This window comes from Haemophilus sp. HMSC71H05, assembly GCF_001838635.1.
Taxonomy (GTDB): domain Bacteria; phylum Pseudomonadota; class Gammaproteobacteria; order Enterobacterales; family Pasteurellaceae; genus Haemophilus_D; species Haemophilus_D parainfluenzae_R.
In genome coordinates this window covers 25,266-44,696 of the sequence record NZ_KV838033.1, presented here as the reverse complement: position 1 = coordinate 44,696, position 19,431 = coordinate 25,266, and the positions used below count along the sequence as shown (strand labels likewise).

The 19,431-nt window shown below is 38.1% G+C and carries 24 protein-coding genes; 1 reads left to right on the top strand and 23 read right to left on the bottom strand.

Translation table 11 applies throughout. The annotated features are described in order from the left end of the window. Positions 1–7: 7 nt before the first annotated feature. Genes HMPREF3279_RS05225 through HMPREF3279_RS05160 form a run of 14 tightly spaced genes read right to left on the bottom strand, consistent with a single transcriptional unit; the run spans position 8 to position 11,485 of the window. Positions 8–508: a hypothetical protein gene (locus HMPREF3279_RS05225; protein WP_070868282.1), complete on the bottom strand. Its 501-nt coding sequence runs from the start codon at positions 506–508 to the stop codon at positions 8–10. A 26-nt stretch (positions 509–534) separates the two neighbouring features. Further along, a complete protein-coding gene (locus HMPREF3279_RS05220) occupies positions 535–2,811 on the bottom strand; it encodes an MMPL family transporter (protein ID WP_070868281.1) in 2,277 nt (758 codons plus the stop codon). A 13-nt stretch (positions 2,812–2,824) separates the two neighbouring features. Continuing rightward, a complete protein-coding gene (locus HMPREF3279_RS05215; RefSeq protein ID WP_070868280.1) occupies positions 2,825–3,409 on the bottom strand; it encodes an outer membrane lipoprotein carrier protein LolA in 585 nt (194 codons plus the stop codon). Positions 3,410–3,411: 2 nt separating this feature from the next. Continuing rightward, entirely contained in the window at positions 3,412–3,855 is a 444-nt protein-coding gene (locus tag HMPREF3279_RS05210; protein WP_005695327.1) for an acyl-CoA thioesterase, read from the bottom strand. After that, on the bottom strand, positions 3,852–4,790 hold the full coding sequence (locus tag HMPREF3279_RS05205; protein ID WP_070868279.1) for an LpxL/LpxP family acyltransferase: 939 nt from the start codon (positions 4,788–4,790) through the stop codon (positions 3,852–3,854). Before HMPREF3279_RS05205 ends, HMPREF3279_RS05210 begins: the two co-directional genes overlap by 4 nt. After that, a complete protein-coding gene (locus HMPREF3279_RS05200) occupies positions 4,787–5,515 on the bottom strand; it encodes a glycosyltransferase family 2 protein (RefSeq protein ID WP_070868278.1) in 729 nt (242 codons plus the stop codon). The genes HMPREF3279_RS05205 and HMPREF3279_RS05200 overlap by 4 nt, the downstream gene beginning before the upstream one ends. A 6-nt stretch (positions 5,516–5,521) precedes the next feature. Further along, entirely contained in the window at positions 5,522–6,829 is a 1,308-nt protein-coding gene (locus tag HMPREF3279_RS05195; protein ID WP_070868277.1) for an AMP-binding protein, read from the bottom strand. Further along, complete coding sequence (locus HMPREF3279_RS05190) at positions 6,822–7,379, bottom strand: COG4648 family protein (protein WP_083327171.1); 558 nt, start codon at positions 7,377–7,379, stop codon at positions 6,822–6,824. The genes HMPREF3279_RS05195 and HMPREF3279_RS05190 overlap by 8 nt, the downstream gene beginning before the upstream one ends. Beyond that, entirely contained in the window at positions 7,354–9,039 is a 1,686-nt protein-coding gene (locus tag HMPREF3279_RS05185) for an ApeI family dehydratase (protein ID WP_373897132.1), read from the bottom strand. The genes HMPREF3279_RS05190 and HMPREF3279_RS05185 overlap by 26 nt, the downstream gene beginning before the upstream one ends. Next, complete coding sequence (locus HMPREF3279_RS05180) at positions 9,036–9,287, bottom strand: acyl carrier protein (protein WP_005695334.1); 252 nt, start codon at positions 9,285–9,287, stop codon at positions 9,036–9,038. Before HMPREF3279_RS05180 ends, HMPREF3279_RS05185 begins: the two co-directional genes overlap by 4 nt. A 3-nt stretch (positions 9,288–9,290) precedes the next feature. After that, positions 9,291–9,554: a phosphopantetheine-binding protein gene (locus tag HMPREF3279_RS05175; RefSeq protein ID WP_049380663.1), complete on the bottom strand. Its 264-nt coding sequence runs from the start codon at positions 9,552–9,554 to the stop codon at positions 9,291–9,293. Continuing rightward, on the bottom strand, positions 9,554–10,327 hold the full coding sequence (locus HMPREF3279_RS05170; RefSeq protein WP_070868275.1) for a lysophospholipid acyltransferase family protein: 774 nt from the start codon (positions 10,325–10,327) through the stop codon (positions 9,554–9,556). The genes HMPREF3279_RS05175 and HMPREF3279_RS05170 overlap by 1 nt, the downstream gene beginning before the upstream one ends. Continuing rightward, positions 10,312–11,049, bottom strand: a complete 738-nt coding sequence (locus HMPREF3279_RS05165; RefSeq protein ID WP_070868274.1) for a beta-ketoacyl synthase chain length factor — start codon at positions 11,047–11,049, stop codon at positions 10,312–10,314. Before HMPREF3279_RS05165 ends, HMPREF3279_RS05170 begins: the two co-directional genes overlap by 16 nt. Positions 11,050–11,065: 16 nt before the next feature. After that, a complete protein-coding gene (locus HMPREF3279_RS05160; protein ID WP_070868273.1) occupies positions 11,066–11,485 on the bottom strand; it encodes a hypothetical protein in 420 nt (139 codons plus the stop codon). A gap of 156 nt (positions 11,486–11,641) precedes the next feature. Between HMPREF3279_RS05160 and HMPREF3279_RS05155 the strand changes: the two genes are divergently transcribed. Beyond that, on the top strand, positions 11,642–12,067 hold the full coding sequence (locus tag HMPREF3279_RS05155; protein ID WP_049364834.1) for an excinuclease ABC subunit A: 426 nt from the start codon (positions 11,642–11,644) through the stop codon (positions 12,065–12,067). Between the two features lie 33 nt (positions 12,068–12,100). Here HMPREF3279_RS05155 and HMPREF3279_RS05150 read toward each other — a convergent pair whose 3' ends face one another. From HMPREF3279_RS05150 to HMPREF3279_RS05110, 9 genes are read right to left on the bottom strand one after another with little or no spacing between them, the layout of a single operon-like run. Further along, complete coding sequence (locus HMPREF3279_RS05150) at positions 12,101–12,697, bottom strand: beta-ketoacyl-[acyl-carrier-protein] synthase family protein (protein ID WP_070868272.1); 597 nt, start codon at positions 12,695–12,697, stop codon at positions 12,101–12,103. Next, complete coding sequence (locus tag HMPREF3279_RS05145; RefSeq protein ID WP_070868271.1) at positions 12,694–13,680, bottom strand: beta-ketoacyl synthase N-terminal-like domain-containing protein; 987 nt, start codon at positions 13,678–13,680, stop codon at positions 12,694–12,696. The genes HMPREF3279_RS05150 and HMPREF3279_RS05145 overlap by 4 nt, the downstream gene beginning before the upstream one ends. Then, positions 13,680–13,970: a phosphopantetheine-binding protein gene (locus HMPREF3279_RS05140; RefSeq protein WP_070868270.1), complete on the bottom strand. Its 291-nt coding sequence runs from the start codon at positions 13,968–13,970 to the stop codon at positions 13,680–13,682. The genes HMPREF3279_RS05145 and HMPREF3279_RS05140 overlap by 1 nt, the downstream gene beginning before the upstream one ends. Further along, positions 13,970–15,211: an ABC transporter permease gene (locus HMPREF3279_RS05135; RefSeq protein ID WP_070868269.1), complete on the bottom strand. Its 1,242-nt coding sequence runs from the start codon at positions 15,209–15,211 to the stop codon at positions 13,970–13,972. The genes HMPREF3279_RS05140 and HMPREF3279_RS05135 overlap by 1 nt, the downstream gene beginning before the upstream one ends. After that, positions 15,205–15,927: an ABC transporter ATP-binding protein gene (locus HMPREF3279_RS05130; RefSeq protein WP_070868268.1), complete on the bottom strand. Its 723-nt coding sequence runs from the start codon at positions 15,925–15,927 to the stop codon at positions 15,205–15,207. The genes HMPREF3279_RS05135 and HMPREF3279_RS05130 overlap by 7 nt, the downstream gene beginning before the upstream one ends. Then, positions 15,924–16,913: a BtrH-related acyltransferase DarH gene (locus tag HMPREF3279_RS05125; protein WP_049364840.1), complete on the bottom strand. Its 990-nt coding sequence runs from the start codon at positions 16,911–16,913 to the stop codon at positions 15,924–15,926. The genes HMPREF3279_RS05130 and HMPREF3279_RS05125 overlap by 4 nt, the downstream gene beginning before the upstream one ends. A gap of 25 nt (positions 16,914–16,938) precedes the next feature. Then, entirely contained in the window at positions 16,939–17,328 is a 390-nt protein-coding gene (locus tag HMPREF3279_RS05120; RefSeq protein ID WP_049364841.1) for a DarG family dialkylresorcinol biosynthesis protein, read from the bottom strand. Continuing rightward, complete coding sequence (locus HMPREF3279_RS05115; protein ID WP_049364842.1) at positions 17,318–18,478, bottom strand: beta-ketoacyl-ACP synthase III; 1,161 nt, start codon at positions 18,476–18,478, stop codon at positions 17,318–17,320. The genes HMPREF3279_RS05120 and HMPREF3279_RS05115 overlap by 11 nt, the downstream gene beginning before the upstream one ends. A 2-nt stretch (positions 18,479–18,480) precedes the next feature. Further along, complete coding sequence (locus HMPREF3279_RS05110; RefSeq protein ID WP_049364843.1) at positions 18,481–19,401, bottom strand: hypothetical protein; 921 nt, start codon at positions 19,399–19,401, stop codon at positions 18,481–18,483. Positions 19,402–19,431: the final 30 nt, after the last annotated feature.

Below are 19,431 nucleotides of genomic sequence, written 5' to 3'. Positions count from 1 at the left end.
GAGATTCCTAATTGTTAAGTTCTTCAATTTGCCAACGACTGCCATCTGCTAGCTGAATAAAATATTGATTTGATTGTTTGCGAACGTTCCATAAAAAACGACCATTTTGCTGGTAAATCGTCGTGTTTTGTTGATGCGATACATCCACATTCATTAATGTTAAGTGTTTTGCATTGGGTTGTTGTTCTGTAAATGCAGTTGCCAGTGCCAAGAATAAACCTTGTGCTTGTTTATTCGGCATCACAAAGCCATCATTTTTCCAGCCTTGTTTCGTTAATAATAATCGAGCAATGGGTGAGCCAAGAGGATCTGTTTGAACCCATCGCCATTGGTCAGGCTGGAATTGAACAGTCAGCAAGCTTGTTTGTTTAACTTGTTGTTCTGAAAGTTGCTCTACTTTAAAGGTTCGGCTATCTGTTTTTACTTCCGGTAATGCCTCAATATTAGGTAAAGTTGAGCAAGCTGTTAGTAATGTTAATGCCCATAATAAAAGGTATTTTTTTATCATAAAGTGCGGTCATTTTTATGCGTTTTTTAGCGCATGAGTTTTAATGTGGTTAAAAGACTTATTATAACACCAATACTGACACTTATACCAAATGTCGCCACTGCTGGGGTGGAGCTAATGGCGAGCAGTAAAAATGAGATTAATGTGGTACAGGCGGCTAATGTTAGTGTAATGCGTTTATGGGATGCCTCTTCATTGACAGTTTTCATATAAACGGCGTAGTCAATGCCAATGGCCGAAACCAGTAATAATCCAAACATTGAAAATAAACCAATAGGCAGGTCTATCCAACCAAAAATAGCGATCGTTCCTAAGATTGCTATACAAGGAATAAATAAGATTCGAATACTTGTTTTGGTTTCAAATACTTTCCATAAAAGTAATCCAGCGATAACAAAAGAAATGATTTTTAGCCAGGCAGCTTGCTCTTTTGCTTCTTTAAAAGCTTGATTTAAATAAGCGCGTTTATCTTGCCAGAAAATATCTCGATTATTTGCTAATGCTTGCATTGTTGCACTATCCGCTTGAGATATTTTTATGACACTCGCCACTTGGTTAGGAGCTAGCTCGCCTAAATAAAGCATCTTCCACGCTTGCCCAAGTTGCGTGTTAAGTGCTTCAGATAATGTCAAGGGTTTATGTTGAGAAAGTGCGGTCAAATTTTGCTGAATTTTTTCAGTGGGTACACCAATATCATTTAATACAGCATAATCATCAGCAGAAATATGTTGAAGGTATTCTGCTAATTGTTTCTGTTCTGCGTGTGGAGAAATCCACTGGCTTAATGATTTAAATGTGATGTTACGTTGAGCTAATTGCTTGCTTAACTTCGCATCCTTTTCAAGTAGTAATGCCTCATTTTCAGCCGTCAATAAAAAATATTGGCTTCCTAAATCAACCCCAGTGAGTTCACCGATAGTTTTCGCTTCATTTAACATGGATTGAGGCATGGAAACCCATTGTCGGATATCGTCATGCCATGAGGATTTAATCCCGCCTCCTAAAACTAAAAGAGAGATAATAAGGAGTGTACCTTTATTAAAGCGTTTGTTTGCAAAGGTATTTAATCCTTTTTGTATGAGATTAAATGTTTTTCTTTCGGGTAATAATGTTGTTGGCTGATACCGATAAAATAAATAAGGTAAGAATAACTGTGTCGCAAGTAATGCGGTAATCAAGGATACAGCCGAAAAAAGAGCAGTTTGCTGCAAGATAGGCAGATGGGTAAAGGCAAGTAGTCCATACCCAAGTAAGGTAACTAACAAGCTGATGAAAAACGTAAAATGCAATTTTTGCATCGCAAGAAGGGGCAACCATTTTCGGTCAAAAAGGGATCCTGCAAGCCAGTGAAGAGGAAAGTCAATTAATACACCGACGAGACTGGTCCCAATAACAAGGGTGAGAATATGAATTTGACCAAATCCCCACACCGTTGCTACAACACCTGAAAGCATCCCAATTAGAATAGGCAAAAATAACCATAAAATACGAGGAGTGCGAAAGACAATCAGTAATAATAATAACGTTAAGCTCACGCCGAGTACGCTCATTAATGTACTTTCTTTTTCGGCTTTTTGTTTTGCATCAGCGGCAAACAATGCACTACCCGTAATTTTAAATTGGGCACCAGATTGAGTGAGATATTGGCGATTTTCTGTCAGAAGTGCGGTTAAATTTTCTGATGGATTGATGAAATCATTTTGTTGCAGTTCAGCACGTAATAGAACCCAAGTCATATTATCTTGGTTGACTGTGAGCATGCCATTTTCGGCGTGCCATTGCACATTACCTTGTTGTGTTTGCTGTGCAAAACGTCCAAAACCAAGCCAATCTTGTTCTAGTGAAAGTAAATTATTTCGCTTAAATGGGTTAACGATGTCCTCCGCATATTGTTGAAAATAGCCTTTAGGATCGTTAATCAACTGTTCACGAACAGTTTGTGGCAAAGTAGCAAATGCGACAAGCTGAATATCTTGTTGTAGCTCAGTAAGATTAGGCTGAATGCGATCGGTAATATGAGAGAAAAGTTTGCTACTATGCCACGTTTGCACAATATGGTCAGTCAGCTGAAAAGCCTGTTTTTCGTCAGGATGTCCGATAAGTGCAATAATTTGGCTGTTTAGCTGTTTTTCTTGCTGTTGATCAGCGAGAACTTGAACATCCGCCCATTCTTGTTGAGAGGGTAGTAATGTGTGTAAATCTGTTTGTAGCCAATTTCCTTGTTTGACAAAATAGCCAAACAAGAGGGAAACAAACAAGATAAATACAGCATATAACAAGGAAAGTGCGGTTGTTTTTTTCATCTTTTACAATCGTTTATTCCAGCGCTGAACGGGCAAACTGACTTAATGACTGATTTAGCTGGATTTGTTTAAATTCAATTTGTGTGCGATCGCCTTGTTTTTCATTTAAGGTTAATTTTTTCACAGTTTGATCGCCTGAAATTTCAATAGTTGTGAAGATTTGCTGCATTAATAATGAATTAGGCGTTAAGGTCAGTTGCCATTGGTTAGCATTGCCGGATAATGCAAAATCAAATTGAGATTTGAGTCTATCAATATTGCCGGATAACAAACCTAAAAAAAGACCAATTTGCTCGTTTTGCCCAACATTACCGCTATTCACCCACTGAGTTCCATTCCATTGTTGAATCCCGTTAGGCGTGACTCTTAAGCTGTTATTAAACGGTTTTTCAAGCTGCCATAATAGCCCTTTTTGAGCTAACAAGGCAAATTGACCTTGCATTTCAATTGGCTTGTTTAATGCCTTTAAATAGCGATGTTGGATAAAGTTTCCTTGAACACTTTGCGGTTGCTGGAGTTGTTTAACTAAATCAGCTTCAGAAAAAGCGAAGCTTACGCTGCTTAGGAACAAACCTAAGATGAAGATCATCAATCGCATTATTATTCCCCTTCAGATACAAAAGTAGGATGAGTTTTGACCGCACTTTGCCAACATGGTGGTGTTTGTAATTGCATTTCGCGTGTTTGCATACTAACGGCTACTTGGGTGGTACTTGCCGTGGTTAATTTTTGATTGGTTTTAGCATCAAAAATAACATAATCAATGCGCAAACAAGTTTCATATTCGACTACTTTTAATTCAATTCGGATTTTTTGACGAAATAATGCCGGGTTAACATATTTAATATTAAGTTGAACGATTGGCCAACCAAACCCTTGTTTTTTCATAACATCATAGGTATAGCCAATTTCCTCTAGGAATTGACAGCGTGCCATCTCAAGGTATTTGACGTAATGCCCATGCCACATAATATCCATCGAGTCGACATCAAAGAATTGCACTTCGAATTCAGAATTATGACGGCAAAAAACATGTTTTTTCATTTTTTATCATTCCAAAAGTTATAAAAGTTAAACCAAAGTAGAGGATTTTCTGCACATTCTTTGGCAAGTAAGTCTGCATATTGTTGCATGACTTGTTTAATATTTTCTTCTCGCGCTTTGCCACGCCCGCTAATTGGGGGAGAAAAACGGCGCAATTTCATTCGATATTGTCCTTTTTCTTTAAGGCAAAAAATTGTATTTAAAGGTGCTTTTAAAATACTTGCAAGTAGCCACGCACCTTGAGGGAATTCAGCATAATGGCCAAGGAAGTTGACTGATTGTGTTTTATCGCCACGGATAGGTACGCGATCAGCCGCAATCGCAATCCATTCACCTCGCTCTAAGCGTTGAGAAAGCTCTAACATTTTTTGCGCATCTAAATCTTCAACTTGAATAAGGGGTAAGGCATCTGCACCGGCTTCAACTAATGCTTTATTAAAAGCTTCAGCATTTTTGCTATGTACTAATACATTCAAATGAAAGTTTTTGTGTTGTCCGCTATCGACTAATGCTCGACAAATCTCGATGTTACCAAAATGCGAGCAAACAAGAATCTGACCTCGTCCACCTTGATCTACATCGCCATATAAATTATCAGCATCATCGACAATTAAATCCGTGTAATGGATTTTCCGCTGCCAAACCGCAAAGTTGTCACAAATGATTTCACCAAAAAAGAGAAATTGACGAAATACAGGGAATGAAGGGAGATGACAATGCGGAAATTGTTGTTTAAGACGATATTGGTAAGCTTTAATGTTGTTTCGCGCTTTTCTGGCAGTCAGATAAAAATAACAAACCACCACAAATGTGGCGATTTTAATTAACCATAATGGGCAATATTTCACGATTAATCGCGTGAGATTTAAGAAGAACGCATTTCCTCGCTCTGATTGTTTCGCCCAATGTTGGCTATTCTCATTTGATTGATTCATAGCGGCTTTCCGGTTAATAAGCGTTTTAACATACCAAAAAATAAATACATGTGCATTTTACTGATTAACACATTGTCTTTCCAAGCATTGAAGTGTGAAACGCCATTTTTATCATAGGAAACAGGGGTATCAACCCAAATTAATGGTATTTGATACCAGTGAGCCTTGATGAGAATTTCGATATCAAAATCCATGCGGTTTCCGACATGTTCATTATCTAGAATTTCAATGGTGCGATTTAATGGATATAAGCGAAAACCACACATGCCATCTTTAATATCGAGAGAAAGCGTGTGAATAGCATTCCAAAAATCCGTAATTTTGCGTCCATAAAGTCGAGATTTAGGTGCATCATCACCATATATTGGCTTACCACAAATAAGTGCGGTCGGATTTTTGAGCATTTTTTGTTGCATTGAAAGGGCATCAATCAGATTATGTTGGCCATCTGCATCCACTTGCAAGGCATGTGTGAATCCTTGCTCAAAAGCTAACCTAAAACCTACTTTCATCGCGCCACCTTTACCTTGATTTTGTGGGCAATAATGAATATGTAGATTGTCTTTTTCTGAAAGAGAAGCTAATGCTTGTTTATGCTGTTCAGATGAGCCATCATCAACCACTAATACAGGCAAATTTAGCTTGTGTAATTGGTTAATTACATCGCCAATTTTATCGGAATGATTGTAGTGCGGGATAATCGCAATAAGTTTCGGTTCCATCATAGCAAGTTAAAATTGTTCTTCTTTTTCATGTAAAAATATGGCATCAAAATCTGCTCGGCTAATCTTGAATTGGCTATTACGTGGCAATTTGTTAGTAAATCGCCAAAAGCGTGGTAAGCCTGAATGTTCCTGGGTTTTACTTAAATGGAGACGGAGTTGTTTTAATAATTCAGCCCGTCCTTTTTGTAGATAAAAGGAAATGCCTTCTTCCTTTAATTCAACCCAAGCAGCAGGGCGTAAATGATTAGGGTGTTGTGCAACATAGCAATCTCGAATATAAGGGTGTTTCAATAGGTCTTGTTCAATTCGAACTAAAGAAATACGCTTATCGCCAAATTTAACGATACGATCAATGCGGCCTAATAAGTTAAATTGATTACCGATGATTTCAACGCCATCAGCCGTTTGTTCACGTTGATCAAGCCAAGGTGATTCAACCCATAATGCATTTTCTTCATTAACCCCGATTTTAGTTACGGGGGTAGGGGTCCAAAGTCCGGCTTGTTCACGAAATGCAATGACGCCTGTTTCTGTACTGCCATAGCCTTCAATGGTTTTAGTTTTAAGCTTGGCGCGCATGGCTGTTGCGGTTTCTTCTGGCAGCATCCCACCAGAAGATAGAATACCTAAAATACGACATTGATGAAGTTGAGGTTCATCTAAATTTAAATGGGTCAGTAATGCAGGGCTACTAACCCAAATAGATTGTTTCGCAATAAGGCTCTCTGCAATCATATATTCTGGATAAGGGAGCTGTTTTCGACCAATTGACCAGCCCATTGTCAGCGGTAACATGACTCGATAGGATAAACCATAGTGGTGTTGTGCAGAAACGCTTGAGACAATATGGATGCCATTTCCTTCTGGGAAAGGAAGTGACTGACTGATTGCTTCAGATTCTTGCCACATTTTTTCAGCTGTTTTCATCATGATTTTAGGTTGACCACTACTTCCTGATGTTTTTAGCCAAATTTCGGTTTGACAATGTTTATCAATAAAGAAATCTTTTTTATCAATAACTTGTGAAATGCCGTAGGTGTTGAATTTATTGTCATCAAATAACATATCAGCATTATCACGAATCCATTCTTGATTTTCATCGAGAAGATTAGGTGGAAGCAAAATTCGGGTTTTAGCATCAAAACAGGCAAGCATTGCACAGGCATAGTTTGCGGCATCTTCAAACCAAAATGCTGCACTTTGAATATTATCTTGTTGGAGTTGTTGGCTGATTTGTTGACAACGATAAATAAAATCTTGCCAGCGCCATTCTGGATTTAATGCAATCAGTGAGTTAGGTTGATGTTTATTCATAGTGATTCCGTTTTACGCGTTGACGAATGAGCCATTCAATACTCATAACTAGGCCCATAATAATGTAAGAAATAACCCCAGTATAAATTGCCCAATATTCTAATAAGTTAAATGCAATAAAGAGCGTTGAAAGCAAAATATTTAAACAAAATACACCACACCAGACTTGGGTTACTCGGCGAGTATATTGAATAGCTTGAGCATTGAGATTAGGCGTCTGTAAACGCGCTAATCTTTCAACCAATGATTGAGATTGGAATAGACTTCCGCCAAATAACACCAACATGATGCCATTCATTAAAATAGGGTACCAATACATCATATCGAGTGAGCGTTGCCACCCCACAAGGAATAATAGGCCAGCCATGCATAATGCAAAAATTCTTTGTCCCTTATTCGGGTGTATTAGGCTTTTAATCAACCATAATAAACTCATCACATAAGGTAACGTATGCAAGAGTTGGTCTGCTTGAAAGAAAAGCCAAATAATCGGGTAAGCGATGGCTGTTAGCGCAAGCAATATATTAACAATCAGTAGGATGATCTTCATGCTCTATGATGGCTAATCCAGTACAGCAAGTTTCATTATTGGCAAGTAATTGAAATGCCATTCTATTTTTTGATGAATCCCATTTTAATTGAATATCAAAGCGATCATTCGGTCGTAAGAATGTTTGATACTTCAGCTTATCGAATGAACGAATAATGACTTCTTTACCAAAAAACGCCTTTATTTTTTCCGAAATCCATTGTAATTCAATGACACCAGGGACTAATGGAAATTCAGCGAAGTGATCTTTTAGATACACTAAATCAAGCGGCACAATACCAGTTGATGTTTGTGAATTTTCATTTTTGCTTTGTTCAAGCCAAATCGCATCCTTACAGGTTTCTAAACAAGTGCGGTTAAATTCCAGCTTATTTATTTTTGACTGACTATTACGTGGTAATTGATAAGTGAATCGCCAGAAACGAGGGATAGCTGCTTTTTCTTGAGAATGCTCTAAGAAAAGTTTTAGCTTATGAATAATCGCTCTTCGACCTTTCTCTCTAAAAAATTGAATGCCTTGCTCGGTTAAGCCAATCCAGGCGGCAAGACGAGATTTCTCAGGATGTTGAGCAATATAACAATCCTCAATAAATTCGTGTTTATTCAACGCCGTTTCTACGCCTAATAAGGAAATTCGTTTATCTCCTATTTTGACGATGCGATCTGCTCGTCCTAATAAACGGAAACCGTTTTCTTCAAACTCAACCACATCTGCGGTCTGCTCACGTTTAGCAAGCCAAACACCTTCAATCCATAACTCGCCTTGCTCGTTGCTACCAAGTTGGCTATTAGGTAATTGTCGCCAAAGGGAAATATCATCCCGAATAGCAATTGGACCCGTCTCCGTACTGCCATAAATTTCGATAACGGGATGGTGAATTTTGGCTCTAATTTGCTCAGATAACTCTTCAGCTAGTGCACCACCTGAAGAAATAATACCCACAATGTTTTCGGCAATTTTCATTTGCTGCCAATCTATGCCTGAAAGCATCGCTGGACTGCTCACAATAACTGCTGATTGTGATTTATTAGCTTCTTGCATGATGCATTCAGGGTAGAAAAGTTGTTTTCGACCAATTTGCCAACCGTTAACCAGTGACATCATAATATGTACGGTTAAGCCGTAAATATGCTGAATACTCACTGTGCTAATTGCCGTAATGTTATTTTCTGCAGGGAATGGTAAACCTTTGGCTAATACTTCTCCGCCTAACCACATTTGTTCTGCTGTTTTAATGATGGTTTTGGCTTCACCGGTGCTACCTGATGTTTTCAACCAGATTTCAGTTTGGTTACTAAAGTCAAAGAGCGGTCGATTTTTAGCAACTTTTTCCCAATCTTGTGTGATGCCAAATTGAGAGATTTGCTCGCATTTTTCGAGTTCAATATCACGATCAGTGAGCCAAAGTTCAGAATGCTCATTTGCCCACTGAACACTTTCTTCAGTGAAATTAGGTGGAAAAAGAACACGAACATTAGCATGCCAAGCACCTAGCAGTAGGCATGCCAATGTTGCACCATCTTCTAGCCATACCGTAACGGATCGAAGTTGACGCTGTTGCAATTCAGCTGAAATTTGAAACGCTCGGCACTCAAAATCAGCATAGTGCCAACTTGGGTGCTGAGCAATAAGAGAAGTCGGTAAGTAAGGTGTCATTATTGTGCGTTTTGACTAAGTTTTAGAACCGCCTGAACCACGTCATCTACAGTACGCACATTGCGGAAATCTTCCGCTTGAAGTTTATGCCCTGTTTTACGTTTAATATGATCGATTAAGTCAATAGCATCAATACTATCGATCTCTAAATCTTCATAAAGATTAGTTTCCGGCTTAATTCTTTCTGGTTCAATCTCAAATAAAGATTCCAGAGCTTCCGTTAATAAATCTCTGATTTCCTGTTCAGTCATGAATTATGCCTCACCTTTTTGTGTACGAATAAAGTGAGCAAGTGTTGCTACGCTTTCAAAGTGATCTCTTAATTGAGTTTGTTCACCATCTAATTGTAGACCAAATGTTTTTTGAACAGCTAAGCCAAGTTCTAAGGCATCAACTGAATCTAAACCTAGCCCTTCAGATGAAAAAAGAGGCATGTCAGTTTCAATATCTTCGATACTGATGTCTTCTAATGCCAGGCTGTCAATGATAAGTTGTTTTAATTGTTGTTCAAGTTGCATTATTGTGATCCTTTTTGTGAGGTTTGAGAATTAAAATAATCTTCTAAATATTTCGTTAAACGGCGAGACGCCATCGGGATAGATTGATTTTCTATCCATTCTTGTGGATTAATATCATCGCCAACGGATAATTCATAATGAATTTGTTTGTCTGGTATTTTATACCATGGATGACCTTTTTTTAGGCTTAATGGATTCATCCTGATAGTGACGGGGGTAATAACTTTTGCGCTACGTAAACCAATTGAAACAGCACCGCGATTTAATTTTACGATGCCATCCCAGCCAGTTCTGGTTCCTTCAGGGAACAATAAGAGGCTCTCTTGTTGCAATACACGCTCACAATGATCCAAGAGTTCTAGAGACTCGGTGTTGGGGATAAAACCACAAGCGAGAATTTGATTCCTCATTGTGGGATTGTGTAAAAGATCTTTTTTCACAATACAGTTAAGTGAAGGCGCTTTACTGAGAATCAGTACTACATCAAGTAGAGATGGGTGATTGACCACAACTAATTGACCTGGACGTCCCAATTTTTCAAACCCTTGGTAAGTCACTTTTAAAGCACCCGCACAAGACAGGTAACGAATAAAATAATACCAAATCCCGCCAACAAAACGACGAACTTTTAATTGGGTAGCTAAATTAGCTTGCTTTCCTTTTTGGACAAAAGGAAGTAAAACGAGTTGTAATAGTGTGCCTGCCACAGCCCAAAATAAAAAGGCAATGGCGGTAGCCAGCCAACGTTTAAGAAAATCTAATTTTTCTGCCATAGCCAAGTTCCATTTGAACTACTTGGTGTGTGCCAAGTGCGACTCTCAAGATATTGGTGAGAAACCCAAGTTAGTGCATTATCGGTAACATCATGATTAAAAGGGGAATCAGTCAGTGTTAATTGATATTGCTCACCTTTAGTGACGACTAAAGCTAAAGCATAACCTAAAGGTGTACGAATGACAGGTTGAGCATTATATTTTGCTTCAAGCGGCGATTCAGCAATAACAACAAGCACTTTTTCATGCCCTTCATTAAGTAGTAATGTCGCTTCTAATAGTGCAGTTTCAAGGTTGTCCACTCGAGCCATAATCGAAGTGGTTTCTGATTTAACTTGACGTAATTCAGACCATTGTCCAATTAATGCATTATGAACTGAGAGACTAAAAGAGGTGGGAGAAAGATCCCCCTCTTTTAATAAGGAATGCCACAACGCAAAATTACGATTCATTTCACTGTTTGATGAGGCATAAACCACAGGCATATCTGCATTTTCTCCTACCAAATCCCACGCAGCCTCAAAAAATAGACGGGCTGAATCACTTAAACGACGACGTTTTAGTGGAGGTAAAAAGGCTAATTTAGGTGCAAAGTCTTCAAATGTTTCACTTTTGTTTCGCAAATAAGTATAGCCTTGTTTCCAATCATCTGCAGTTAGCGATTTATTGCAAACAATATTCCACCCTTGAAGTGAGAAAGAGAAATTACAGATTTCAGTCATGTTATATGGTTAAAAATTAATTGTTTTTGAATAATTCATTAATCATTAAATCTGTTTGGCCTTGTAAACCAACTTGTTTTACACGATCAGCTTCGTCACCGCGGTGTTTATGAGAGACAGAGCCAAGAGAAAGTTTATTTGAATCTCTTAAATCTAATCTTGCTCTTGCAATAATTTTAGAGTTACCTTTTACGCTGAAGTGTAAAATATGGCTACAGCCTTCATCTTTTTTAACAAGTCTTGCGGTGATATGTTTTTGTTTTAAACTTTTTGTTAACGCCTCTACAATTTCATCTGGCGCTTTACGAATAGATCCTTTCAAGCATACTTCTTTGATATTTTTAGCTTCTACCGGTTTTACATCATTAACGCCTGATGAACAAGCTGAAAGAACAAATGAGCCAAATAAAAGTGAGGAAAGTAATAGTTTTTTCATGGGTTGGTACCTTAAGTTATAAATAAAAAATTTTTAAGATTTTACACTACTTCTATTCACAATAAAATAGTCGTAGATAGGTTAAAATTTGATATATTACTCATCTCTATGTTATAAAGAGAAATATTTATTTCATTCAAATCAAAAGGAGTCAAAATGAAATTAGTATCTAAATTAAGTATTGTTGCTACGGCTATGCTTATGGCTGCTTGTGCACCAAGAGATACAACGCATTATTATTCTATTCAGGATGCGTTAAATTCTTCAGAAGCAAAAGAAATTATTGACCCATCGGTTAAACTTTATTTTGGCAAACCTGCACCCGGTAAAGTGGTTAAAGCAGGTTTGGTAAGTAATAAGAAAACGAATGCGGCAAATAAATCAGATGAAAAATCTTGTCAGTGGGCATTCCTTTCTACGGTAAAACAATTCCAAGATAGAGCAAAATCACAAGGTGCGAGCAAAGTGGGTAATATCGTCAGTTATTACAAAAAACACACGTTCCAAAGCTCAACTCAATATGAATGCCATGCAGGTAACTTAATGAGTGGTGTAGCATTAAAAGGCGACATTGTTAAGTAATTGCTTATTAAATAACACCTTAATTGATATCAATTAAGGTGTTATTGTTCTTATATGAGAAAGAAAATCTAAGTTTTCAGACATTGAATGCTCAAGAGATAAGAGAGCAAGTTTTCTTTCCGAATTTTCCCCGTCTTTAGAAATAAGCCAAAATACAGCCCCTTCAGTTTGCTCAGAATGTTCACTTTTTTCTAGCGTCCAACCGATTAATGCTGATGATATTTTATCGTTTTCAAGATCCAATAAGGCGAGTTTTAGCGGTTGCCAAATGGTTTGGTGGTTAACCGCTAAAAATATGGAGTTGGTGGAGGTTTGTAAGGTCTGAGTCAGCTGAAATGTCGCCGCGTTATTAATATTTGCCATAAAATCTAAAGGACTAGGCAAATTTTGCTCCATCAGTTGATGAAACATTTTATTGAATTTGCTCGGCGAATTAAAAAGCGATCCTAAATAAATTCCTGTATTTTCATCAATATAGGGTTTTAATGGTATCGCACCAAGCAAAGCAAGTTGAGTGAAACGGCTTAAACGACGAGCATCGAGACCTTGTTCTTTGAGTTGCAGGCGTAATGTTTTATCATCCACATCATTGGCGATGAACTGATTAGTTTGTTTTATATAAAATGTCATTCACCCACCTTTAAAATCCATGCAATATTGCTACCGCCAAAACCTAAAAAATAATTTAAAAAGTGACCGCACTTTATATCAGTTTTTTGTAAGTGTTCGATTAAAAATGCGGTTTCTAATGCACCACAAGCACCTAGCGTATGTCCCATATCGGGTTTAACTAAAATGGTTTCGGTATTAGGGAATAATTCCTGTAAAACAGATTGTTCCATCTCATCGCTATTACCCCCTACACCATGCACTTTAATGCCTTGAATGTTTTCTATTTTTAGATTTGTTTTAGTTAAACAGTTGGTGAGTAATTGATGTAATACAGTTTTGCTACTGTTTGTCAGATTTTCATTATCTGTGATCGTTGTTATCCCAAATATTTCACATAGGAATGACTCGTTTTTTTCTGTTGATAATGCGACACACCCAACGCCTTCGCCTAATACAATGCCCGTAGGATTAATAAAAGGCTGATATTCATTGGCTTGCGATAATAGGTTCATTGATTGGAAATGTTCAAAGGTAAGACGATTAAACATCTCAAAACCAATTACTAGGGCTTTTTTATACATGCCAGCTTTCAGCATTTTGTACGCATAACCAATGGCTTGTGCTGAAGAGGTACAAGAGGTGGCAAAACTAAATACTTCTGTCTGATAGCGATTTCCTAAATCCTCAGCGATGGCTGTAAGGTTATATTCTTTCGGTAATGCTTGATGATGAGCCACACGCATTTCGCAGTCACTGATCATATAAGCGGTAGAACCAAGTAGAATGGGAATATTTTTTAGCTCAGATTTATCCCAACCCGCACGTTGCAAAGTGCGATCAATTTCGAGGTCAATATAGTGATAGAGCTGCTCTAATGACAACAATGGTTCCTTAAATGCGTTGAAATAAGGAAAACTAAGCGGTTGGCCTAGCATATTAGAGGTTCTTAATCCGAGCGTTTCTGCAAATCGGGCAGAAACAGCGTTGATATAAACGTTCATTAGATTTTACTATGCTGTTCGCGGATAAATGCTGCAAGATCACGTACGTTCATCATATGTTTACGCACCATGCGATCACCCTGTAAACGCACACCAAAATGAGCCTGTACTGCTACAACAACTTGCAACGCATCTAATGAATCTAATTGAATACGGCTTTGCTCTCCAAATAGCCATTCATCATCACTAATTTCGGCAGGATCAAATTCATCTTTTTCTGTTTCTTGCACGATGAGTTTTTTGAGTTCCAGCTCAAGTGCCGGTGCTTCCAGTGTAAAAGTATAAGCCATTAGAATCTCGCTTGTTTAGTTAATTGTCGTTGATAAATGAAAGTCGCTAAAAGTAATGTGATTGTCCCAAATCCACTTAATAAATAGAGCGGTTGTTGTATTTGGTTAAGCTCATAGTGATTTAATAATAAATTTTGGAAACCACTTAATGCCCATCCCATAGGCGAAAACTGTGAAATGGTTTGCATGATTTCTGGCATCACATAAACAGGCACCATAATACCACCCATAGCTGCCATAATAATGATGCCGCCTCCACCTAACACGACCGCATGTTCCGTTGTTCTCGCTACCACACTAATTAACAAACCATATCCTAGTGCAGCAAGGCTTACTGCACTGGATAATACGATGTAAGGTAACCAACTTCCTGAAAGCGTAAATGCGGGCATATCAAGTGCAGGGAGGACAAAATAACCCAGCGCGACCATGCCGACAAATTGTAATTGGTTAATCAAAAAATAAGGAATTAATTTGGCAATAATCAAACTCAATGCAGAAGCCCGCGCCATGCGTAAACGAGTTAGCGTATTGGTCTGACGTTCCATTGCCATCACGTTAGATAGAGGAATCATAATAAAGAACATGCCAAAAATCAGCCAAGCCGGTACACTATGTTGTACGGAGCTTGGTTTGCTCACTTCCTTACCATGACGATTGACATAAATTTCTTGCCACAAATCTTTCGCGAGATAATCATTAATTTGAGCAAATTTGCTATCTAACTCTTTATTGACTTTATTCTGAATGTCTTTGATTGGTTTGCGTTTATTATTTTCTAACGTGATGTGATTATCAGCTAAATAGTCATTTAAACGCAGTTGAGAGTAATGTTTTTGCAATACACCTTTCACACCTAGTAGCCAACTGCGATCTACGCTAGGATTCAACCAAAGTTGTAAAGCCTGTTCTTCTGAAAGTGCGGTCTGTTTTTGATTAGGATTTAAAATTAGCAAGTCAAATTTACCCGCTTGTAAATCCGCTTGATATTGAGCTAATTCAGACAACGGAGCTTGTTTAACCGCAAGATTTTCCTTCTTGAGTTGAGTGAGAAAATCATCATTTAGCTGATTTTTTTCACTTAATAGCACAATCTCTGAACGATTACTTAATGCATTGTCGTTACTCAATGCTGCCGACATAATCAACATAAACAGAATTGGCATAATGAATAATACAGCGACACCATGTAGATCGCGGCTTAATAGGCGCATTTCTTTAAAAATCGATGCAATTAACATGTTTTTCCCGCCTGATTTAAAAAATCTAAATAAAAACGTTCCAAACTTTGCCCTTCTTCTAAAATGCCTTGCACGGTGCCTTGATAAATGAGATTGCCTTCATTTAACAGCACTAATTTGTCACATAATTGCTCAATTTCTTGTAAATAATGAGAAGTATAAATTACCGTCACACCTTGTTCTTTCAGCGCCGCTACGCTATCTAAAATAAATTGGCGGGACTGAGGGTCAATACCCACCGTTATCTCATCTAGAAAAATCACTTTCGGACGGTTAATTAAGCCAATAGCAAAATTAAGACGTCGTTTTAATCCGCCTGATAAATGTTTCGCGAGCTTATTTTTATGAGAGGTTAAATCGACTTTAGCGAGTAGTTCCAATAAATAACCTTTATCTCGAACATCATACAATGACGCAAAAAATTTCAGATTTTCCCAAACCGTGAGTAAGGGATAAAATGCAAAATCTTGAGGTACTAACGAAATCTGATGGCGCTGTTTTTTACTTAATTTTGCAAAAGGTACACCGTCAAAATAAATTTCGCCTTGTTGCACAGATTGCAACCCAGCAAGTAGAGACATTAAGGTCGTTTTACCTGCACCATTCGGACCTAAAAGTCCAATCGTGGAGGCTGATTCAATATCAAAATTGATCGCACTTAATGCATTTTTTTCTGCGTTAGGGTAGAGATGGCTAAGATTATTTATTTGAATCATAAATTACGTAATGTCTGCCAAATTTGTTGTTCTTTATTTGCAATGTCACGCAAATATTCCGCTACGGTATGGTACCCTTCGATTGTAGGCTTCTTACATTGTTTCACGCATAATCCCGCAAATTGACGCCACATGTCACCGATTTCCGTCATGTGTTCAGAGGCCTGTTTGTATTTTGGCTCTTGGCAGATATCAGCGGCTTGTTCAAGGAAATAGGCGTATAAATAGCGGAAACCTGCACCGCCAGTGCCGATTTCTTCTTGCATGCGCACGATGTGACCCAGATATAAGCGTTTGTATTTATCTGAAGGATGATTTGCTAGCTTTTCAATTTGTTTTGCAACAGTGCGAATGCCTTTTACACCGACGAAAAAGAGTGGTGCTAACATTTGCTTGGCATTTTTTCGAATAGCTTTACGGGTAATACTTGGTAAATCGATCTTCGTTAAGTCAGGTTGGCTTTCAAAGTAATACATCAACCCTTTTGGCGCTAGTACACCTTTTACAAAACGCGCGCGTTGTAAATCTTCAGCAGCACAACGCTGCACCGTTTCAAAGACAGGATCGCTAATTAAGTAGTCATTGTGTTCTTTGCCATACACAATTAAATTGTGAGCATTAAAATGGAAGCGCATTTCTGGTGGGAAATAAGGCAACCAGAAGACAGAAGTTTGTAAACCAACCAATTTATTTTCGGCCAATGCGAGATCGAGTGATTCTTGTCCAGCTTGTGGTGCACGAAACTTTTGTATTTTTAACCGCACTTTTAAACGTTTTGCCACATTTTTAATGATAGATTTTGGTGGCATGCGGTAGGATATAAGTGGCATTCCATTGACTTTGACTAATGGAATATAAACAAAGGTCAACGCTGAGGCCAAGCCGAAAACCATCGCTTCGTTAAAATCGACACCTTGTGCTTTCAACATAGTGGACATGACACCACTTTCGCAGTGAGCCGTGTGCTGATGCTGGAAATTGTTCATAAGAATTAATATATCACTGTTATTTTTAGATCGTTTTTAATGTTGAAGTTGATACGCCAAGTGCTTCTGCATATTTAGCTAATACATTATCCGAGAGTTTATCAAAGATACTCGGTTTAAAATGTCGTTTAATTTGCCACTGCCAAAACCCTGTGGTTTGAGCGAGCGTTTGAAGATCGAAACGATAACGGTACATATAATAAAAGAGCGGTGATTTTTCACCGCGTTTTACCGCATCTAAGGCTTCATTGGTTAGTTGGTTAAATTCTTCAACCGCTTGTTCTGTAACAAATGCTTCCGTATCCCAACCTGTCGTGGTGCCAGTTTTATAATGACCATTTTGAGTGGCATAAATGACTTTCTTTTGCCCACGGAAAATTTTACTGTCATCTTGTGGGATTTCATTAATGTCCATTCACGACCTCAAGTAGCATAAAACAAGAGGAGAAACGACCGCTCTCTGGAATATAGCACAATACTTTTTGCCCATTTTTGAGTGGGAATTTCTCTAGAAACTCTTGCAAAATGATATAAATCGATGCCGAGCCTGTATTTCCTTTGCTTTCAAGATTAGTGAACCATTTTTCTTGTGGAATCTCGAAATTAATATTTTTCAGACCATCTAATAATTTATCTCGGAAAAAGCCTGAGGAATAATGAGGTAAGAAATAATCAATTTCGTCCGCTTTTAAATCATATTTATCAATTAAGCGTAACAGCGCATTTTCAACTGTGCAACGCACAATATTTTCATTGAGTAATTTGACATCTTGTTTAACGGCCATCAGACTACGTGCTTCACGCTCTTCTTTAGTGACGTTTTTCCAACTCACAAATTGTTCATTGCGAATTTCTGCGCCCGCATACATACAAACAGGCATTTCGTTGGCGTAAGAAATGAGATCAATCCAGTGGATCTTTAAGCTGAGACCATGTTGGTTGGGGTGGTTACTTAATTGTACAGCGCCAGCACCGTCAGAAAGCATCCAGCGTAGGAAATCTTTTTCAAAACCAATTTCCGGTTTAGCTTCATCTAACAGTCTTTGTTCAATTTCGGCTTGAAAATGTTCACCACGCATGATGGCAGATGCCGCTTCAGATGCCACGGCAATTGAACTTTGATGTTCACCAGTTCGAACGGCATTATAAGCATGCTTCATTGCAGCCATACCGGCTACACAAACGCCCGCGGTTGTCAGCACTTCATAAGGTGGGGCATTAGGAATCAAACCATGTACCATGACACCTTGCCCAGGCATAATTTGATCGGGATAAGAGGTACCGCATGCCAAGCAACTCACCTCATTGACATTCATCCCTTGGCGAATTAAATCATTAATGGCTTCTACTGCAAGCTCAGTGCTAGTATGTGTCGTTTCTCGGGTTTCCGGATTAATTGCATAATGACGCGTTTTTATCGCATTCGAACGTAAGATCATTTTACGTACACGGGATGGTGTATTACCAATCATACCGAGTACTTGTTCCATTTGATCATTTGTTACGGGTTCATTTGGTAAAAATGCAGCAACTCGATTAATATAAACATCATGTAGTGAAGTCAAAATTATTCCCCTGACGGTTCAGCAAAATAGCGCTTTTGGCGTGCCAGTTTTTCTTTTAATAATGGTTTTAATAAGCGTTTTACCACGGCTGAAAGTGGTACAACAGTGAGAATTAGTATAATCAAAAATACGATATAAAAATAGAGTACGGCTTGACGAAAAACAGGTGAAATTTGACCGCACTTTAACAGCAATTTTCCCCAGATATAAAAACTGCGGTGACCGACTTTTTCGCTCATCATTAATTTTTCATCAATTTTGACGGCGCCCATGTTTTTGAAAAGTGATTTATCTAGATGTTGATTTTCGTTCAGAACTTGTACTAAACGGCATCCAAAACGTTGCATATCTTGCATATCTGCATCACTAATTCCTGCGCTCGGTAGCCATGAAAAATAACGTTTTTTTCCACTGAACATCCATGCCGGGGTCGTAATAAAACTTGCCCAAGCATTGGATTGATCCGTTTTAACCACATTGCCAATTAAATTAGCATCAAGTGCAGTCAGCATTTTTTTCATTTTTTCTTGAGCCATCAACCACATATTACGGCAGCCAATCAGAGTAATGACAGGCGTGTTTTTTAAGATTTTAGCTTGTTCAGATTGCAAAAATGCGGTGATAGGTTGTGAAGGCGATAAAAACCATACGCTGTAAGCGATGATGACTAAATCATATTTTTCACGTTGTAATATTGGCTTTTCAATCGGCGCGGGTTTGAGATGAACCGATTCTGGAAACTGATTAAAAAAGGGAATAAATTTCCAAGGAAAAGAATAGGGTTGAATCGGTTTAATTTGACATTCTTCAATGACAATATTTTCTTGTTGCTTTAATGGTTGAAGAAAATGTTGCGTCAGCTCATTTAACTGACCCGTTTGTGAATAAGAAATAACTAAAATATGCTTTTGCGATTGAGACATAATTAAACGTAGAATGTAATTTAACGCGGC